We start from the raw sequence: 19,383 nt of genomic DNA, 5'->3' as shown, positions 1-19,383 counted from the left end.
GTGCGGGCATCGTGAAAAATCTATGGCAAAGAAAGCCTTATGTTCTCATAACTGACGATTAAATCGCACCTTCCCTAGGCGATCGCTTTTTATTAACAAGAAATAATCCTCACGCCTGACGCAAATTCTGCGCCGCTTTAACCATGTTCGCCAGCGCGCTTCGGGTTTCCGGCCAGCCGCGGGTTTTCAGGCCGCAGTCCGGGTTGACCCACAAACGCTCGGCCGGAATACGCAGCGCGGCTTTAGCCAGCAGGGTTTCAATCCACTCCACACTCGGGACGTTTGGCGAGTGAATATCGTAGACCCCCGGACCGATTTCATTCGGGTAGTCGAATGCTTCGAACGACTCCAGCAGTTCCATATCGGAGCGCGAGGTTTCGATGGTGATCACGTCCGCATCCAGTGCGGCAATGGCATCCATGATATCGTTGAACTCGCAGTAACACATATGGGTGTGGATCTGCGTCTCATCTTTCGCGACCGCAGCATTAATGCGGAAAGCTTCCACGCCCCAGGCCAGATACGCCTCCCAGTCGCTGCGGCGTAGCGGCAAGCCTTCGCGCAGAGCCGGTTCGTCGATCTGAATAATGCCGATACCGGCGGCTTCGAGATCGGCCACTTCGTCACGCAGGGCCAGCGCAATCTGTTTGGCGATGGTCTCACGGCTCACATCTTCACGCGGGAACGACCAGCACAGAATGGTCACCGGACCGGTCAGCATACCTTTTACCGGCTTGTCGGTCAGAGACTGGGCATATTTCGCCCACTCAACGGTGATAGCCTGCGGACGGCTGACATCACCGATCACCACCGGCGGCTTCACGCAGCGGGAACCGTAGCTCTGTACCCAGCCATTCTGGGTAAAGACGAAACCGTCCAGATGCTCGCCGAAATACTCCACCATGTCGTTACGCTCGGCTTCACCATGCACCAGCACGTCCAGCCCCAGCCGCTCCTGCTCAATAATCGCCTGTTTGATGTGTTCGGCGATACCGGTGCGGTAGTGGCTGGCATCGAGATTGCCTTTTTTGAAGTCCAGACGCAGGCCACGAATTTCGGTGGTTTGCGGGAAGGATCCAATGGTAGTGGTCGGCCAGGCAGGCAGATTAAAACGGGCTCGCTGGGCTTCTGCACGCAGCGGATAAGCGTTATGACGCTGGCTGTCCTGAGCGGTGATCGCCGCCAGACGTTGCGCCACCGCGCTGTTATGCACCCGGGTGGAATGACGGCGAGCCTGAATCGGCGCGCTCCAGGCCTCAATCGCGGCGGTCTCACCGCTGTTCAGCGCATCACGCAGCAGGGCAAGTTCTTCACACTTTTGCAGGGCGAAGGCAAACCAGCTTTTCACTTCGGCATCAAGACGGGTTTCCACACTCAGATCGATAGGACTATGCAGCAGCGAGCAGGAGGAAGCGACCCACAGCGGACGTTGGCCACCGATCGCTGCAATTTGCCGATATTTTTCCGTCAGATCGGCACGCCAGACGTTACGCCCGTTGACCAGTCCGGCAGAGAGCAGCCAGTCAGCGGGCAGACGTTTATGCAGTTCGGCAACATCATCTTTACCCTGCACCAGGTCCACATGCAGCCCCTGAACCGACAGCGCCGTGATGGTATCGAGATTCGGCGTGACCCCTTCGAAGTAAGTGGTCAGCAGCAGTTTCACCTGCCCGGTTAAGGCATCATAGGCGGGTTTAAAGGCCTCCAGCCAGATCTCCGGCAGTTCCAGCACCAGCGCAGGTTCGTCGATTTGCACCCACTCGATACCGCGTTTTGCCAGCTCGGCCAGCACCTGTTGGTAGACCGGCAGAATATCGTTCAGCAGACTCAGGCGATCAAATTGTTCACCCTTTACTTTTCCCAGCCACAGGTAAGTGACCGGTCCTAACAGCACCGGTTTGACCTGGTGGCCCAGCGCGAGCGCTTCGTCTACTTCATCGAGCAACTGGGTCCAGCTCAGCGTGAACTGCTGGCCTTTGACGAACTCCGGCACCATATAGTGATAGTTGGTGTTAAACCATTTGGTCATTTCCGCCGCCGCAGCCGGTTCACCGCCTGGCGCACGTCCACGCCCAATGCGGAAAAGGGTATCGATATCGATGGCGCCGTCGCTGTTCTGATGACGAGCCGGAACGTTACCCAGCAGCAGGCTGGTGGTCAGAACATGGTCGTACCAGGCGAAATCGCCCACCGGAAGCAGATCGATGCCCGCCGCTTTCTGCTGCGCCCAGTGACGGGCACGCAGCTCGCGCCCTACTGCCAGCAGTTCATCACGGGAGGTTTTCCCCGCCCAGTAGCTTTCTTGCGCTTTTTTCAGCTCGCGACGCAGGCCTACACGAGGAAAACCGAGGGTGTGATTTAAAATTGTCATATGTGCTTCCTCTAAGAAATTGTAAATCCAATGGATTTTGAATTTAGGGAAGGCGGCAAGTTTGCTCATTCCCGGAAGCTTACTGGAGTAAGTGACCGGGGTGAGTGAACGCTGCCAACGCACCATAAATTTAAAAGACGAAGGATTTTAGCCGTCCAGATGTTTACACCGCTATAATTCGCAAGTACTGTATATTCCTCAAGCGCAAATTGTTCACGCCGAAGTGAAGGACTTTCATGATCGAAATTAAACATCTGAAAACGCTGCAAGCGTTACGGAACTGCGGATCGCTCGCCGCGGCGGCGACGACGCTGCATCAGACGCAATCGGCACTTTCTCACCAGTTCAGCGATCTGGAACAGCGCCTCGGCTTTCGGCTCTTTGTGCGTAAAAGTCAGCCTCTGCGCTTTACCCCGCAGGGTGAAATTCTGCTGCAACTGGCAAACCAGGTGCTGCCGCAAATCACCAGCGCCCTGCAGGCCTGTAATGAACCGCAGCAAACCCGGTTACGTATCGCGATTGAATGCCATAGCTGTATTCAGTGGCTGACCCCGGCGCTGGAGAGCTTTCACACCCAGTGGCCGCAGGTGGAGATGGATTTCAAATCCGGCGTGACCTTCGATCCGCAGCCCGCGCTGCAACAGGGTGAGCTGGATCTGGTGATGACCTCCGATATTCTGCCGCGCAGCGGACTGTTCTATTCGCCGATGTTTGATTTTGAAGTCCGTCTGGTGCTCTCGCCTGACCACCCGCTGGCGGCCCGCACGCGGATAACGCCGGAGGATATCGCCACCGAAACTCTGCTTATCTATCCGGTACAACGCAGTCGTCTGGATATCTGGCGTCATTTCCTGCAACCGGCGGGCGTCAGCCCTCAGCTTAAAAGCGTGGATAACACCCTGCTGTTGATTCAGATGGTGGCGGCACGGATGGGGATTGCGGCATTACCGCACTGGGTAGTAGAGAGTTTTGAACGCCAGGGCCTGGTGGTGACAAAGACCCTGGGCGAGGGATTATGGAGTCGGTTGTACGCTGCCACGCGCGATGGCGAACAGCGTCAACCGGTGACCGAAGCCTTTATTCGCTCAGCGCGGAACCACGCCTGCGATCATCTGCCGTTTGTTCGGAGCGCGGAGCGACCCAATGCCGATGGACCCACAGCGAGGCCATTATTACCGCAGCACCAATAATAAAACTTGGCCAGTGGGGCTGCTCCTGCCAGATGGCAAGGTTAACCAGCAGCCCGGCCGGAACATGCACGTTGTTCATGATGCCAAGCGTTCCCGCATCCACCTGCGTTGCCCCGTAGTTCCACATAAAGTAGCCCAGGCCTGAAGCCACAACCCCCAGCCAGATAAGCACGCCCCATTGCAGGTTGGTGGTCGGCAGTTTTTGCGGGTTGCCAAGGGCAAACCAGGCCGTCACCGCCACCACAAATGCGCCGAGATAGAACCAGGCAAAGGCATTGTGCTGCGGCATCGGGCGGGTTTCCATCAGACGCTTATAGCCCACCATACCGATGGCGAAACTGATATTGGCAAGCTGGACAAACATCAACCCCATCCAGAAGTGTTCGCTGACTTTGTCATAGCGAATAATCGCCGCCCCCACCACCGCCAGCAATGCACTCAGCGCATAGCCCCAGCGCAGTTTGCGCTTGCTCAGCAGGTCATAAATCAGGGTGATATACAGCGGCGTAAAGACGGTGAACAGCAGGAATTCAGATACCGTCAGGTAGAGGTACGCCCGGAAGCTGAACAGGTACATGATACCCAGCTGTAACGCCCCCACCAGCATATACAGCCCGAGGGTTTTGAACGGCAGCCCGCGGGTGCGCAGGAAGGGTAAAAAGACCAGCGCCGCCAGCCCGACGCGCATCAGCACCGAAAAATAGCTGTCAACGTGCCCGGCGAGATACTCGCCAATCAGGCTAAAGGAAAAGGCCCACAGGATCGTGGTGATGATGAGAAGCGCCACAATGAATGTCTCTCTGGATAAGGAGCACTCATTGTAGCGAAGTCTTCAGTTGACGACTGGTCAATAATTGATCTTTAGATCAACTAAGGAACAGTTTGCGCAGATAGTCAGGGACGGCGTTGTCCCCGTTGGTGCCAATCACTTCCAGCTCCGGATACAAATCTTTCAGACGCTGATGGGCATTGCCCATAATGCAGCCTTTGCCCGCCATCGAGAGCATCTCAGCATCGTTCATGCCGTCACCAAAGGAGATACACTCTTTCAGGCTGTAACCCAGCGCTGCTGATACCGCTTCCAGCGCATGCCCTTTCGACACGCCGCCGGCCATCACTTCCAGACAGGTCAGGGTGGAGAAACTCACGTTAACACGATCGCCCCAGCGGGCATTGATCGCCTGCTCCAGCGGTAACAGGGTTTCATGCTTCTCGCAGGTAAAGAAGACCTTGCTGACCCCTTCCGGCTCCAGCAGGCCCGGCTCGTACAGGGAGTACTGGAAAATCGCCTCTTTAAAGAAACGCATTTCATCCGGGCGATGACGGTTCATAAACCACTCATCATCGCGATAAACGTTGGTGATGATATCCGGGTTGTTATGCACCACGCCGAACAGATCGGTGGCAATATCGCGGTCAAGGTTGTGGGTGAAAACCAGATTGCCGTCGGTATCATGTACCCGCGCGCCGTTGGAGGTGATCATCCAGGCCTTGATCCCCAGGTTGTCGCGAATCTGGCCGACATCAACATGGTGACGTCCGGTGGCGAAAACAAAGTTCACTCCGCGTTCAGTCAGGAGCTTAAGCGTCTCTTTCGCATACGGGGAGAGAGTGTGATCGGGGGAGAGCAATGTGCCATCTAAATCAGATGCAACAACCTGATACATAAGAACCTTATACCTCAATAATTCATTAGTTATGCCGATCGAAGAATTCGACGATGGCGCGAAGCGCGACCGAGCGCATAGCGTCCTCTTCAAAGAGGATCTCATGGTACGCGCCCTTTATGACAAGCGGCTTACCCCCTTCGCAAGGAAAGCCCGCTGCGGCGCGGATATCGCAGAAACGATCGTGCATGCGGTTATCCACAACACGCTCTTCTTCTGCCTGAATAATTAACATCGGCGGCGTATCTGAAGCCGCATCTGCCAGGACCTGCTCACCGGCCAGAATACCTTCCCGCACCCAGTGCAGGGTCGGGCCACCAACGCGTAACTGCGGCTCGTCGGCGTAAAAACGCAGGTTACGCCGATAACGTTCACGGCTGTGGGTCAGCGTATTGAGCGCAAAAGGCAGGGCATGCCAGCGCCCGGTGCCAATGGCATAGGTTTCGCGAATACGCGGATAGCCTTCCGCCCAGTCCAGCAACGGGCGAACCATCCAGTCAGGCAGATGAATAATAATGCCAAACATGGGGGCACAGAGGGCAATGGCGTCACAGCCAGCCTGCGGATGGCGCTGCACAAACAAGGTTGCGATAGCGCCTCCCATCGAGTGCGCCAGAATATAACGTTGCCGCCAGGGGCCTGGAGCGACCTCCTGCTGCCAGAACGCCGCCAGATCATCCACGTAATCACTGAAGTTAACCACGTGGCCCCGGTGCGTATCTTCCAGCATGCGCCCGGAACGCCCCTGACCGCGATGGTCGATGATGAGCACATCAAAACCAAGATGGAACAGATCATATGCCAGCTCAGCATACTTCACATAACTTTCAATACGACCCGGACAGACCACGATAACCCTGTCGTGCATGGCAGCATGGAAGCGGACAAATCGCACCGGAACATTGTCCACCCCGGTAAATTCAGCCTCTTCGCGCTGACGCCAGAAGTCGGTTAACGGCCCTGTCGCAAACGCAGCAAACGCGCTTTCTCTGGTTTCCCAGTCCTTGTTGTGCCGGAACATTGAGTACGCCCTCACTCGCGCAACAAAAACGTTTTTGTGACCTGTAGCTAATTCCGCTGACAATAGCGTATTGTGGCATAAAAACAGACAACCAGGGAGTTTCTCATGACCTTCGAGTGGTGGTTCGCGTATCTGCTGACATCCATGATCCTCAGCCTGTCGCCCGGTTCCGGGGCGATTAATACTATGACCACCTCCATCAGCCACGGCTATCGCGGCGCAGCGGCGTCCATCGCCGGGCTACAATCCGGATTAGCCATTCACATTGTGCTGGTCGGCGTCGGGCTGGGTACCCTCTTTTCGCGTTCGGTACTGGCTTTTGAGGTGCTGAAATGGGCGGGTGCGGCTTATCTTATCTGGCTGGGTATTCAGCAATGGCGTGCCGCAGGCGCGATTGATCTTAATACCCTGGCGCAAACGCAATCACGCAGCCGCCTGTTTAAGCGCGCCGTGTTTGTGAATCTGACCAACCCGAAAAGCATCGTCTTTCTGGCGGCGCTGTTTCCGCAATTTATTGTGCCAAATCAGCCGCAGGTCATGCAGTACGTGGTGCTGGGCGTAACCACCATCGTGGTGGATATTATCGTGATGATTGGTTATGCGACCCTGGCGCAACGTATTGCTGGCTGGATCAAAGGCCCGCACCAGATGAAGGCGCTGAATAAGGTATTTGGCTCGTTGTTTATGCTGGTGGGAGCGCTGCTGGCATCGGCAAGACATGCCTGAGGATATGACCGGATGGCAAACGCCATCCGGCACAAATATTAGCGAGAAATAATCAGATGGATGCCGAAGCCGGCGAACAGCGCTCCGGCAAAACCGTCAATCCATTTAGCAAGACGCTGATAGCCGCGACGCATGATCGGTAAGGCAAACAGGCTGGCCACTACCGTAAACCAGGCAAAAGTTTCCAGCGCGATCAACGCAAAAATACCCCAGCGCGCGCTGGCGCCGACGCTATCACCGACAAACAGTGAAAACACCGATCCAAAATAGATAATCGCTTTCGGGTTGGCGAGGTTAGTCAGCAAGCCTTTCATAAAGCTACGCCCGCTGGAAGCCAGTTCTACCTGCGGCGCGTCCGGCGTTGCGACGTCTTTCTTCAGCGCACCGCGCAGCATCTGGTAGCCCATCCAGCACAGATAGAGCCCACCGCCGACCATAATAATGCTGTGCAGCCAGGCCATTTTCGCGAGGATCAGATTGAGGCCAAGCAGCGCGACACCCGCCCACACCATAACCCCTGCGGTGATGCCAAGCACGCCCATCATCGCCTCTTTACGGGAACGACTGACGGCGGTTTGCGATACAAAAAAGAAGTCCGGACCGGGGCTCATCAGCGCGACGATGTGCACCAGGGCAACGGTAAGAAAAAGCATTAACATATTGACCCGCAGATAACGAATAAACCAGGTGGCTATCCTGGCACTTTTAGCCCGCGATGACTACTCATCATCACCATCAATGTGCGAGCGGATAAGCGCCATAAACTCCTGCCCGAAGCGTTCAAGTTTACGCACGCCAACGCCGTTCACACCGAGCATTTCGCCTGGCGTCACCGGCATCTGCTCCGCCATTTCGATAAGCGTGGCATCGTTGAATACCACGTACGGCGGGACATTGTTTTCATCGGCAATGGCTTTACGCAGTTTGCGCAATCTGGCGAACAGTTTACGATCATAGTTGCCGACCGCCGCCTTTTGCATTACCCGGGATTTGAGCGCCGCCATACGCGGCACCGCGAGTTGTAAGGGGACTTCAGCACGCAGTACCGGACGCGCAGCTTCGGTCAACTGAAGAGCGGAGTGCTGGGCGATGTTCTGCGTCACCAGACCTAAGTGGATCAACTGGCGGATCACGCTCACCCAGTGTTCATGGGTTTGCTCACGACCAATGCCGTAAACCGGTAATTTATCGTGAGCCAGCTCGCGGATACGCTGGTTATTGGCGCCGCGCAGCACCTCCACCACATAACCCATACCGAAGCGCTGATTGACGCGATAAATGGCGGAGAGCGCCTTTTGCGCATCCTGCAGGCCATCGTACTGGCGCGGCGGATCGAGGCAGATGTCGCAGTTGCCGCAGGATTCCTGTCGCCCCTCGCCAAAGTAATTGAGCAGCACCAGACGACGGCAGGTCTGCGCCTCGGCAAAGGCCCCCATCGCATTAAGCTTGTGGCGTTCAATATCCTGGAGCTGCCCGGCCGGTTTCTCTTCCAGGCAACGGCGCAGCCAGGCCATATCCTCTGGCGCATAAAACAGCATTGCTTCCGCAGGCAGCCCGTCACGCCCGGCGCGGCCCGTTTCCTGATAGTAGGATTCGATATTGCGTGGAATGTCGAAATGCACCACAAACCGCACGTTGGGTTTGTTGATCCCCATCCCGAAGGCCACCGTCGCCACCACTATCTGCAGGTCGTCACGCTGAAACTTTTCCTGCACGCTGGCGCGCACATCGTTTTCCAGCCCGGCATGGTAGGCTGCGGCGCTAAAGCCCCGGCTTTGCAGGCGGGCTGCGGTGTCTTCCACTTTCGCCCGACTGTTGCAGTAGATAATGCCGGATTTACCGCGCTGGTCGTGCACGTAGCGCAGAAGCTGATCGAGCGGCTTGAATTTCTCCATCAGCATGTAGCGGATATTGGGGCGATCAAAGCTGTTGATCTGGATAAGCGGGTCATTTAACCCGAGCAGACGCTCAATATCGGCACGGGTCGTATCATCCGCCGTGGCGGTCAGCGCCATAAAGGGAACGGCTGGCAGATAGTGACGTAACTGGCCCAGGGCGGCATATTCCGGGCGGAAGTCATGCCCCCACTGAGAAATACAGTGCGCTTCGTCCACCGCCAGCAGGGTGAGATTCCAGTGGCGAAGTTGTTCAAGGAAATTGTCGAGCATCAGGCGTTCGGGGGCAATATACAGCAGGCGGATTTGCCCGCTACGACACCCGCTCATCACCTCAAGCTGCTGCTCGCGGGTTTGCGTGGAATTCAGACAGGCTGCGGCCACGCCGTTGGCGAGCAGTTGATCCACCTGGTCCTTCATCAGCGAAATCAGGGGCGATACCACCACCGTTAAGCCGGTAAGGATCAGCGCCGGGATCTGATAACAGAGGGATTTTCCGCCGCCGGTGGGCATCACTACCAGGCTGTCGCGACCGGCCAGCGCCGTGTCGATGATATCCAGTTGGCCCGGACGGAATTGCTGGTAGCCAAAGATTTCACGTAAAACCTTTAACGCTGCCGATTCCAGATTTAAGACTTCCGCCTGCGCCACATGTACCCCATTCACCCGCCAAAAAACAGGCGCTATTTTCAGCGCCTGCTCATAAAACTGCAATGTTTAAAACAGATTGTTTAAAACAGATCGTTAAGCATGACGCCGACGCCGACGCGCGTCTGATTGAAATTGTAGTCAATCAACGATTCGCCATAACCACTGTATACCTGGGTGTAGAAACGCACATGTTTGGTCACCGGATAGCTGACACCAACCTCTGCGCCGCCGTAGCCGGTGTTCCAGTTGTACTGTCCTTTGACGCTGAAAATGGCATCGCCGTACTGATAGCCGATCCGCGCCTGGTAATAGCCCATATATTTGGTGATATCCGGATTATCATCCGTATTCCCGACCACATACCAGGGTTTCACCTCCACCAGCCAGTTGCCGTTTTGCGCCATCAGGCGCGTATAAAGGCGGTTCCAGCTACGTGACGTCGGGTCTGAGCGGCCGTTGGAATCATGATTGAAACCAAACTCCATATCACGCAGCGTCCAGCCCGCAAAGCGGTAGTCGGTGGCAAAACCGAGGAACAGCTGCGGCTCATAGTTGGTTTCACGAAAAGGTGAAGAAGCAGGCTCATCTGTGTTGGAAAGCTGCCACCAGGATTTTTGCGTATAAGACGCCCCCAGCACTGAATTCGGCCCAAGCACGCCGCGCCACAGTGGGAAAGCCAGACTGAGCTGGAACTTCACTTCGTCTTTGCGCGCTTCATCGGCCCAGCTGTAAGAGCGGATCGCTTCTTTGTTGAGGTCACTGGTCCAGGTGTAAAGCAGATAGTTTGATTCATACGGGTAGAGCGTGAACGGATTATCATGCTCCAGCAGCATATTGGCGATGATGCTACCGCGCACGGCTGGCACATCGTGAACTTCTTTGACTGTCGCTTCCTGCGCAAATGCTGCAAAGGGCAACATGCACACTGCCACAAACCAACCCAGAAACGTCCGCATCGGCTCACTTCCTCTGAACAATATTGTTGAATTGAGTATTTTAACGCCGTCCATTCTACAGATTTATTGAAGTACTGCGCAGGTATCCTGTCTGAAACTGGAAATCAACAATTTTGAGGCATAAAATCAACAATTCATTAACTTTATGGGTAGAACCTGTATGTCAGCCATCCTCACAGCCGAGGCCGCGTTAAAACTGGTAGGCGAAATTTTTGTTTATCACATGCCCTTCAATCGCGCCCTCGGACTGGAACTTATTCGCTACGAAAAAGACTACGCCCAGCTCAGCTTTAATAATCAGCCGATGATGGTCGGCAACTGGGCACAGAGTATTTTACACGGGGGCGTTATCGCTTCCGCACTCGACGTAGCCGCCGGACTGGTCTGCGTGGGCAGCACCCTGACCCGCCATGACACCCTTACCGAGGATGAACTGCGTACCCGCCTGTCAAGAATGGGCACCATTGATTTACGTGTCGATTATCTGCGACCTGGACGCGGAAACCGCTTCACCGCCAGCAGCAGTTTGCTGCGTGCAGGCAATAAGGTTGCCGTCGCACGGGTAGAGTTACATAACGAAGAACAGGTCTATATCGCCAGCGCTACTGCGACCTATATGGTGGGTTGAGTCACAAAATCAGGTAAAGTAGCCTTACTTTACCGTAATGAGTTTACCGACATGGATGCAAAACAGACGCGACAAGGGGTTTTACTGGCCCTCGCGGCTTATTTTATTTGGGGCATCGCCCCGGCCTATTTCAAGCTGATTGATTTCGTTCCTGCCGATGAAATTTTAACTCACCGCGTTATCTGGTCTTTTTTCTTTATGATTGCCCTGATAAGCCTCAGCCACCAGTGGCCCCAGGTGAAGCAACTGCTGCATACACCGAAAAAAATCCTGCTGCTGGCACTCTCTGCGGTATTGATCGGCGGTAACTGGCTGCTGTTTATCTGGTCGGTGAATAATCATCATCTGCTGGAAGCCAGCCTGGGTTATTTTATTAACCCGCTGGTGAATATTCTGCTGGGCATGATCTTCCTCGGTGAGCGTTTTCGTCGCATGCAATGGGTGGCGGTGATCCTTGCCGCGACGGGGGTGCTGGTGCAACTGTGGACCTTCGGATCGCTGCCCATCATTGCGCTCGCGCTGGCCTTTAGCTTTGCCTTTTACGGCCTTATCCGTAAGAAAATAGCGGTCGATGCGCAAACCGGCATGCTTATCGAAACCCTATGGCTGCTGCCTGTTGCCGCTGTCTGGCTGTTCGGTATTGCTGATACGGCCACCAGCCATATGGGGCAGAACAGCCTCTCGCTGAATCTGCTGTTAATGGCGGCAGGCGTGGTCACCACTATCCCGCTGCTGTGCTTTACCGGCGCTGCAACGCGCCTGCGCCTGTCGACACTCGGTTTCTTTCAGTATATTGGCCCAACCCTGATGTTCCTGCTGGCGGTAGCTTTCTATGGCGAGCATCCCGGCGCTGATAAAATGGTGACCTTTGCGTTTATTTGGCTGGCATTAGGCGTTTTCATTGCGGATGCACTGTATACGCAGCGTCGTGGCCGATAAGATAAGCCACTTTTCTCTAACACTTTCTCACTGGTGAACCTTGTATGGCACCCCGTAAACAGGCTGTTTCAGGACTCCGCATCGCCGACGTGGCAAAAATGGCTAACGTCGCGCCTATTACGGTATCTCGCGTACTGAACCTGCCGGAGCAGGTCAAGGAATCCACCCGCAACCGGGTGCTGAAGGTTATTGAAGAGACGGGCTTTGTCCCCAACCAGAACGCCGGGGCGCTGGCTTCAAACCGTAGCCGTCTGGTGGCGGTGCTGGTGCCAATGCTGACCAACCCTATTTTCTCGGATACCTTCCAGGCAATTGCCGAGCAGCTGGCGGCCAATGGCTACCAGGTGCTACTGGGAATTTCAGGCTATGAAGCCGAACAGGAACAGGAGCTGCTTGACGTTATCCTGAGCCGTCGCCCGGACGGTATTATCCTGACCGGTACTGTTCATACCGAGCCCAGCCGCAAGCGCCTGCGCGCAACAGGCGTACCGGTGGTGGAAACCTGGGATATCAGCGACGCGCCCATTGATATGCTGGTCGGGTTTTCTCATGCGCAGGTCGGCCATAGCGTGGCAAACCATCTGCTTGATCAGGGCTATCGCCATTTCGCGTTGCTCTCGGTTGACGACCCGCGCGGTAAATTGCGCGCCATGGCATTTTTGGAAACCCTGCAGGCCCGTGGCATTACAGACATTGTGCATCAGAGCTTTACGGATCTGCCGGCACTGGAGCAAGGTCGCGAGGGTCTGGCCCGCATTCTGGCGACAGACGACACGCCACGCGTGGTGGTCTGCACTTCGGATACCGTTGCCCATGGCGTGCTGACGGAGGCCGCCAGCCGCCAACTTTCGGTACCCGAGCAGCTCTCAGTCTTCGGCTTTGGCGATATGAACTTTGCCGCGCACACTTACCCGCCGCTCTCTACCGTTCGTATTGATGGCAAATATATCGGGCAGCGGGCGGCTACCGCGCTGCTGCGCCGCCTGAAAGAGGATAATTACGAACCCGTCAATGATGATATCGGCTTCACGCTCGTTGACCGCTGCTCGACCCGCCAGCAAACTCCGCACGAGTAACGCGCGAAAAAGAGTAAGGTTCAGCGATGATACTGAACCTTTTTTATTTCCGGACTTACAGCCAGTTGCGGCGTTTGAAATAGAGATATCGCGCAAGGCCAGCTAAATCACGGTACGTGCGGTGTATCAGTCAGCCACCAGCACGCTAACGGCAATAGCTTTATCACGCGCACCTGATTTTTCATATTTTACCTCCAGCCCCACATCAAATAATGCGATATAGGGGCTGCCAGCGGGCAAACCATCCAGCTCAGATAACCGTATGTCCTGAGGCAGGTTTGTGAAACCCTTCCCACACTGTTCATCAACATTCCCCACAATGACATACATCAATGGAGTTAATTTTTCATCCATGGGATATTTTTTTATTAACGCCTCTAATTGAACAGGTCCTTGTTTATTATCGCAGACGGGCAGCGCGCCAAGTGTCTCCACGCTATAGAGCACTGAGCTATAGTGCGCTTTCTCTTTATTACGTAACACATATTCCTGGTCCAGAGTGTAGCTCACTCGCGTCAGGTACAGACCCGGTTCTTTAAACTCAGCGCCCTGAACATACGACGACCCAACAATAGCATCTGTTCCCCCAGCCCGAACCATAATCAGCGAATTCTGTAGCCCTTCCTTAATCTTCAAATTCAGACTATCCCATTGCGCCATGTTTTTACTGAACAGGTTCTCGCGCAGAACATTCGCCCGGGCCGTGGAAGCCCCGCTCTGATTATCAAAGATAAGATTGACCGTAACACCTGAATCGGCAATAAAGCCTGATGAACCCTCTGCAGCCAACGAACCATTATAAAAGCAATTACTCTCACGATATTTTTGCAGTCCCGTCGCCAGAGTCGAAATATTACGGCAGCGATCCACCCACAAAAAAAGCTGATTATTGCTTATCATTTTAGTCAGGTAAAAAGCGCCACTAAAGACATCCTGTTCGGAAATCGTCTCGGTGGGATACCACACGCCTTCAACTTTTCCCTCAGGGGTATAGCTGAGTAAAATGGGATATCTGAGAGAGGTATTGCCTGTCACGACTTCCTGTTTTTCGGTCTCAACGCGCAGGCTACCCGTTAACGCCGGATAGCCACTGAAGGTCATATCAATAATGCTACGCCATGATAATATTTTCTCATTCAGTAGCGCATCAGATATAAAATGTTCCCGTAGGGTCGGTTCTTCACCATTCATGTCACGACCCAGACCGATGGGGTGAGAGCCATAACCCAGGTAATTCAGGAGGGTTGATGCGATATCCAGTGAAGTACCTTTACGTTCATTAACACCCGGAACCACGCCAGACCCCGTGAGCATCATAAAATTATGCCGTTCAGCTTTTTCCAGCGTGTTGTAGGGTTTGACCTTCACCGGAGATAAATGATCGGAAGCAAAGATAACGACGGTATCATCGAGTATCCCTTCCTCCTTCAGCATCCGGTACATTTTCCCTACCAGATAATCTGTACATTGCGCCGCACTGAGCAATTTATCACTGCCGTCGCCATACTGTATTCCCTGGCATTCCCGGGACATATGACCCTCAGGCTGGTGGGTGCCGATATTAATCGAAAACATTCCCCATGGTTTCGACGACTTTTGCAGCGTCCTGATTCTATCCAGAATCAATGTATAAAGCGTATCATCATAAAGCCCCCAGCTATTTACATAGCTTGCATCTGCATCCGGGTTACTCTGCAGCAACTCTTTTGCGCCCTGGACGTTGGCAAAACCGTGGCTTTGATAAAAGAGTCCTTTACCGGCGAATTCAGTCTCAGCTCCTCCCATAAACTCAAGATGGTAGTCTTTGGCACGTAGAATATCCCCCAGACAGACAACATCCGGCATGAAAGTCTTCATAAAAAATTCATTGTTAGTGAAAACCGTCAATAGCGGTAACCCACACTGGCTGGCGACCATTCCCGCCATCGTCCAGCTCGCACCAACAACCTGCTTAACGTCGGTAAAACTAATGCTCTCTTGCTTTATTTTTTTAACTCAGGCATTAAGCCAGGAAATAACTCATCATTAAAGTAATTACGTTCCAGACCTTCCAGATAAAAATAGATAATGTTTTTAGGTTTATCGACAGCATCCTGGACTTGCGCACGTTTAAAATAGATCGAGAAATCCGTCGATGAAGCATTATTAAATAACCAGGATGTCAGATTAATTGTTGCGGGATTACAAAAAAACAGCTGCGCTGACAGAAAAAAAACCATGAAGGTATATTTTATACTCCACTTTTTGTTGCCATTTTTTATAACGCCGCGCACATAAAATATCACGGCAATAATAAAAACAAGTTGGATGCAAACAAATAGCACAATCAAAGGAATAAACTCACCGATCCCCGCGCCTTCTGCACCAAAACGTAAATGATAGAAAACGGAGTCATCAAATCCTATCCCCGTAAACCAGTTTGCTACCAGATACCCTGCGGAAATCAGGCTAAAAATCACCGAGCAAATAACAACAAATACGACTAATGGTATTTTTTTATATTTACCACCACCAACTCTTATAAAGAAATAAAAAGAGAGTAAAAATAACACAATGGAGAAATATGACATATAACCACTGTCTATATTCATAGTTGAACCATCCCTTTCATGAATACTTTATTATCCTTTAAAGTATAAAAGCTCATTACTTTATCATTAATTATATTTTAAACCAGAGATATTTTTTACCTTAAAAATGATAAATATAGAATTAATATATTAGACAGGCAGGAAAAGGCGGGCGATATAGTTTTCGCCCGCAACAGAATGCTACAGCCAGTTACGGCGTTTGAAATAGAGGTAGGGAGCGAGGCCGGCAAGCAGCATCAGGATAATGGCGCCTGGGTAACCAAAGGTCAGATGCAGCTCTGGCATAAACTCGAAGTTCATCCCATAGCTGGATGCCACCAGCGTCGGTGGCAGGAACACCACGGATACCACTGAGAAGATTTTAATGATGCGGTTCTGCTCGATATTGATAAAACCCATCGCCGCCTGCATCAGGAAGTTAACCTTCTGGAACAGGGATTCGTTATGCGGCAGCAGGGATTCGATATCGCGCAGGATCTCACGCGCCTGCTCCAGTTGACCGCCAGGCAGACGCGCTTTGCGCACAAGGAAGTTCAGTGCCCGCTGGGTATCCATCAGACACAAACGTACTTTCCAGCCGATATCTTCCTGCTCTGCAAGCGTCGACAGGGCTTCGTCATACTCATCGCCCTGTTGACCTTCCATAATAACCCGGCTCAGTTTTTCCAGATCGCTGTAGATGTTCTCGATTTCGTCTGCCAATTGTTCAATTTTGGTTTCAAACAGATCGAGCAGCAGCTCAAAGGCATTGCCATCAACCATCTCCTGGTTTCGGGCGCGCATGCGATACAGACGAAAGGCGGGCAATTCACGTTCACGCAGGGTAAACAGGCGGCCTTCACGAATGGTAAAAGCGACGGTTGAGTTGCCCGCATGATCTTCCGCATCTTCAAAAAAGAAGAAGGAGTGGATGTGCAAACCGTCTTCGTCTTCGAAAAAACGCGCGGATGCTTCGATGTCTTCCAGCTCAGGGCGTGTTGCCAGATTCTGACCAAGCTCGGTTTGTACGCGCTGTCGTTCTTCATCGTCCGGTTCGACCAGATCAACCCATACGGAACTGGCGAGGTGCCTGATTTCATCAGCCTCGAGGCGAGTTAAACGATTATTTTCCAGTTGAAATGCGCTCAGCATGACCGGGACTCCCAATACAAAAATGTCTGGACGTTCGGTTGGGCACACAAGAAACATAAGGCGTTTCAGACCATTAAACAGCCTGACTCAGCGCGACGGGAATAAAACAGATCGCTGACAACCACTAAGGCCATCAGTAAGGGGAGATAGCCTTAGGAGTTGTTCCTGGATGACAGGGATTTGAGCCAGTATGTACTGGGTGTGTCCAAGGCGAATGTCCTCTTAGCGTGATCGTGCGCGCATGTTACGCCAGCAAAAATAAGGCGTCAACTCGCAACGGAACGCTAAAGGGTAATATTTACCCCTTAGCGTATAAGGCTAGCAGATTATTGCAAAAAGATGATATTTTTCTGAAAGTTACACTGTTTCAAGCCGGGCGTAAGCGGCAACCAGCCATTTAATACCCTGCCCCTGAAACGCCACCTGCAACCGGCTATGCTCGCCGCTGCCTTCGAGGTTCACAATAGTGCCCTCGCCAAATTTGGCATGGCGAACGCGCTGACCGAGTTTATAGCCGGTATCGTTTTCCGCCATCGGCGTACCCAGTTGCTTATGGCTTACCGGACGGCTGACCGTGGCACGTAAACGTACTTCTTCGACGCAGGCTTCCGGCAGTTCGCCGATAAAGCGCGACGGACGATGGTAAACCTCTTTACCGTAAAGCCGACGCGTTTCGGCATAGGTGAGCGTCAGCTTCTGCATCGCACGGGTCACGCCGACGTAAGCCAGGCGGCGCTCTTCTTCCAGACGACCGCCCTCATCCAGCGACATCTGGCTCGGGAACATCCCCTCTTCCATGCCGACGATAAACACCTGCGGGAACTCCAGACCTTTCGCCGAGTGCAGCGTCATCAATTGCACCGCGTCCTGCCAGGTGTCCGCCTGTCCTTCACCCGCCTCCAGCGCCGCGTGGGAAAGAAACGCCTGCAACGGCATCAAATCTTCATCTTCTTCGTTGTAGCTGAACTGACGGGTTGCCGTTACCAGTTCCTCTAAGTTCTCAATACGGGTCTGGCCTTTCTCGCCTTTCTCCTGCTCATACATCATGCGCAGACCCGAATCTTTGACGACCCGGTCAGTTTGCACGTGCAGCGGCATCTCCGCCGTTTCCTGCGCCAGCGCGTCAATCAGCTCCATAAAACGTTGCAGCGCGCTTGCCGCACGCCCGGCCAGCGCTTTTTCCTGTAACAGCTCACGGGTGGCCTGCCACAGCGTCAGCTGGCGATCGCGGGAGGCCTGACGCACCACATCCAGGGTTCTGTCGCCGATGCCGCGCGTCGGGGTATTTACCACACGCTCAAAGGCAGCATCATCGTTACGATTGGCGATAAGACGCAGGTAGGAGAGCGCATCTTTGATCTCCTGACGTTCGAAGAAGCGCATTCCACCGTAAATACGGTACGGCATACTGGCCTGTAACAGCGCTTCCTCCAGCACACGCGACTGGGCGTTGCTGCGGTAGAGAATGGCGCATTTCTCAAGCTGACCGCCGTTGTCCTGCCAGGTCTTAATGCGGTTGACCACAAAACGGGCTTCATCAAGTTCGTTGAAGGCGCAATAGAGGGAAATGGGTTCACCTTCGACCCCATCGGTCCACAGCTTTTTGCCCAGACGTCCGTTGTTGTTTTCAATCAGGGCGTTCGCGGCACTCAGAATATTGCTGGTTGAGCGGTAGTTCTGCTCCAGACGGATGGTTTCGGCGCCAGGGAAATCCTTAAGGAAACGCTGGATGTTCTCCACCTGCGCACCGCGCCAGCCGTAAATCGACTGGTCATCATCGCCGACAATCATCACCTTGCCGGAGTCGCCTGCCAGCAGACGGATCCACGCGTACTGAATGTTGTTGGTGTCCTGGAATTCGTCCACCAGAATGTTGGTGAAGCGTTCACGGTAGTGCTGAAGGATATGCGGCTTGTTGAGCCACAGTTCATGAGCGCGCAGCAGCAGCTCGGCAAAATCCACCAGCCCGGCGCGATCGCAGGCTTCCTGATAGGCCTGATAGACTTTCTGCCAGGTCTGCTCAACTGGGTTGCCATAACTTTGAATGTGATGCGGACGAATGCCCTCATCTTTTTGACCGTTGATGTACCACATCGCCTGGCGCGGCGGCCACTGCTTCTCATCCAGGTTCATGGCTTTAATCAGACGTTTGAGCAGGCGCAGCTGATCTTCACTGTCGAGGATCTGAAAATCCTGCGGCAGCCCGGCGTCCATATGATGGGCGCGCAGCAAACGGTGCGCCAGGCCATGGAAAGTGCCAACCCACATTCCGCCCTGGCTGGTGCCCATCAACTGGGCAATACGGTGGCGCATTTCCGCCGCCGCTTTGTTGGTAAAGGTCACCGCCATGATGGAATAAGGCGAGCAGTTTTCCACGCTCTGTAGCCAGGCAATGCGGTGGACCAGCACACGCGTCTTACCACTGCCCGCCCCTGCCAGCACCAGCATATTGGAACGCGTTGCGGCAACGGCATCACGTTGTTTGTCATTAAGGCTGTCGAGCAGGTAAGAAACGTCCATTGGCACCGCCGGAAGTCATTT

17 protein-coding genes are annotated in these 19,383 nt (G+C 53.7%); 5 read left to right on the top strand and 12 right to left on the bottom strand.

Annotation, left to right across the window (positions count from 1 at the left end; genetic code table 11):
- Positions 1-109: 109 nt before the first annotated feature.
- Positions 110-2,371, bottom strand: a complete 2,262-nt coding sequence (gene metE, locus ACSZO4_RS06390) for a 5-methyltetrahydropteroyltriglutamate--homocysteine S-methyltransferase (RefSeq protein WP_437888022.1) — start codon at positions 2,369-2,371, stop codon at positions 110-112.
- A 236-nt stretch (positions 2,372-2,607) separates the two neighbouring features.
- Here metE and metR point away from each other — a divergent pair, with 236 nt between their 5' ends.
- The gene (metR, locus tag ACSZO4_RS06385; protein ID WP_437888021.1) at positions 2,608-3,561 is read left to right on the top strand and encodes an HTH-type transcriptional regulator MetR; all 954 of its coding nucleotides are present in this window, start codon (positions 2,608-2,610) and stop codon (positions 3,559-3,561) included.
- Here metR and ACSZO4_RS06380 read toward each other — a convergent pair.
- The 3 genes from ACSZO4_RS06380 to pldB all read right to left on the bottom strand — a co-directional run bounded on the left by ACSZO4_RS06380 (position 3,449) and on the right by pldB (position 6,249).
- On the bottom strand, positions 3,449-4,348 hold the full coding sequence (locus tag ACSZO4_RS06380; RefSeq protein WP_437888020.1) for a carboxylate/amino acid/amine transporter: 900 nt from the start codon (positions 4,346-4,348) through the stop codon (positions 3,449-3,451). The genes metR and ACSZO4_RS06380 overlap by 113 nt on opposite strands.
- Before the next feature lie 79 nt (positions 4,349-4,427).
- Positions 4,428-5,228, bottom strand: a complete 801-nt coding sequence (yigL, locus tag ACSZO4_RS06375; RefSeq protein WP_437888019.1) for a sugar/pyridoxal phosphate phosphatase YigL — start codon at positions 5,226-5,228, stop codon at positions 4,428-4,430.
- Positions 5,229-5,253: 25 nt separating this feature from the next.
- Positions 5,254-6,249 carry a lysophospholipase L2 gene (gene pldB, locus ACSZO4_RS06370; protein ID WP_437888018.1) on the bottom strand — a complete coding sequence of 332 codons (996 nt, stop codon included), beginning with the start codon at positions 6,247-6,249 and terminating at the stop codon, positions 5,254-5,256.
- Positions 6,250-6,354: 105 nt separating this feature from the next.
- Here pldB and rhtB point away from each other — a divergent pair, with 105 nt between their 5' ends.
- Positions 6,355-6,975, top strand: a complete 621-nt coding sequence (gene rhtB / locus ACSZO4_RS06365) for a homoserine/homoserine lactone efflux protein (RefSeq protein ID WP_437888017.1) — start codon at positions 6,355-6,357, stop codon at positions 6,973-6,975.
- Between the two features lie 38 nt (positions 6,976-7,013).
- Here the strand turns inward: rhtB and rhtC are convergent, their stop codons facing one another.
- From rhtC to pldA, 3 genes are all read right to left on the bottom strand, one after another.
- On the bottom strand, positions 7,014-7,634 hold the full coding sequence (gene rhtC / locus ACSZO4_RS06360; RefSeq protein WP_437888016.1) for a threonine export protein RhtC: 621 nt from the start codon (positions 7,632-7,634) through the stop codon (positions 7,014-7,016).
- 60 nt (positions 7,635-7,694) lie between these two features.
- The gene (gene recQ / locus ACSZO4_RS06355) at positions 7,695-9,521 is read right to left on the bottom strand and encodes an ATP-dependent DNA helicase RecQ (protein ID WP_437888015.1); all 1,827 of its coding nucleotides are present in this window, start codon (positions 9,519-9,521) and stop codon (positions 7,695-7,697) included.
- Between the two features lie 80 nt (positions 9,522-9,601).
- The gene (pldA, locus tag ACSZO4_RS06350) at positions 9,602-10,477 is read right to left on the bottom strand and encodes a phospholipase A (protein WP_437888014.1); all 876 of its coding nucleotides are present in this window, start codon (positions 10,475-10,477) and stop codon (positions 9,602-9,604) included.
- 160 nt (positions 10,478-10,637) lie between these two features.
- On the opposite strand from pldA, the gene yigI reads away from it, so the two are divergent.
- Genes yigI through ACSZO4_RS06335 form a run of 3 tightly spaced genes read left to right on the top strand, consistent with a single transcriptional unit; the run spans position 10,638 to position 13,120 of the window.
- Positions 10,638-11,105: an acyl-CoA thioesterase YigI gene (gene yigI, locus ACSZO4_RS06345; RefSeq protein ID WP_437888013.1), complete on the top strand. Its 468-nt coding sequence runs from the start codon at positions 10,638-10,640 to the stop codon at positions 11,103-11,105.
- Positions 11,106-11,156: 51 nt separating this feature from the next.
- Positions 11,157-12,044, top strand: coding sequence for an EamA family transporter RarD (gene rarD / locus ACSZO4_RS06340; RefSeq protein ID WP_437888012.1), 888 nt, complete (start codon positions 11,157-11,159; stop codon positions 12,042-12,044).
- 44 nt (positions 12,045-12,088) lie between these two features.
- Positions 12,089-13,120, top strand: coding sequence for a LacI family DNA-binding transcriptional regulator (locus ACSZO4_RS06335; RefSeq protein WP_437888011.1), 1,032 nt, complete (start codon positions 12,089-12,091; stop codon positions 13,118-13,120).
- Positions 13,121-13,246: 126 nt separating this feature from the next.
- Here ACSZO4_RS06335 and ACSZO4_RS06330 read toward each other — a convergent pair whose 3' ends face one another.
- The 5 genes from ACSZO4_RS06330 to uvrD form a co-directional block, all read right to left on the bottom strand.
- Positions 13,247-15,091, bottom strand: coding sequence for a sulfatase-like hydrolase/transferase (locus tag ACSZO4_RS06330; protein ID WP_437888027.1), 1,845 nt, complete (start codon positions 15,089-15,091; stop codon positions 13,247-13,249).
- A gap of 11 nt (positions 15,092-15,102) precedes the next feature.
- Positions 15,103-15,711: a hypothetical protein gene (locus ACSZO4_RS06325; protein ID WP_437888010.1), complete on the bottom strand. Its 609-nt coding sequence runs from the start codon at positions 15,709-15,711 to the stop codon at positions 15,103-15,105.
- Between the two features lie 180 nt (positions 15,712-15,891).
- On the bottom strand, positions 15,892-16,842 hold the full coding sequence (gene corA, locus ACSZO4_RS06320; RefSeq protein ID WP_437888009.1) for a magnesium/cobalt transporter CorA: 951 nt from the start codon (positions 16,840-16,842) through the stop codon (positions 15,892-15,894).
- Positions 16,843-16,994: 152 nt separating this feature from the next.
- On the bottom strand, positions 16,995-17,051 hold the full coding sequence (gene ysgD / locus ACSZO4_RS06315; RefSeq protein ID WP_437888026.1) for a YsgD/CorL family protein: 57 nt from the start codon (positions 17,049-17,051) through the stop codon (positions 16,995-16,997).
- Between the two features lie 148 nt (positions 17,052-17,199).
- A complete protein-coding gene (uvrD, locus tag ACSZO4_RS06310; RefSeq protein ID WP_437888008.1) occupies positions 17,200-19,362 on the bottom strand; it encodes a DNA helicase II in 2,163 nt (720 codons plus the stop codon).
- Positions 19,363-19,383: the final 21 nt, after the last annotated feature.

This window comes from Phytobacter sp. V91 (assembly GCF_965644225.1).
Lineage (GTDB): Bacteria > Pseudomonadota > Gammaproteobacteria > Enterobacterales > Enterobacteriaceae > CBFFRJ01.
This window is presented reverse-complemented; position numbering and strand designations above follow the sequence as displayed.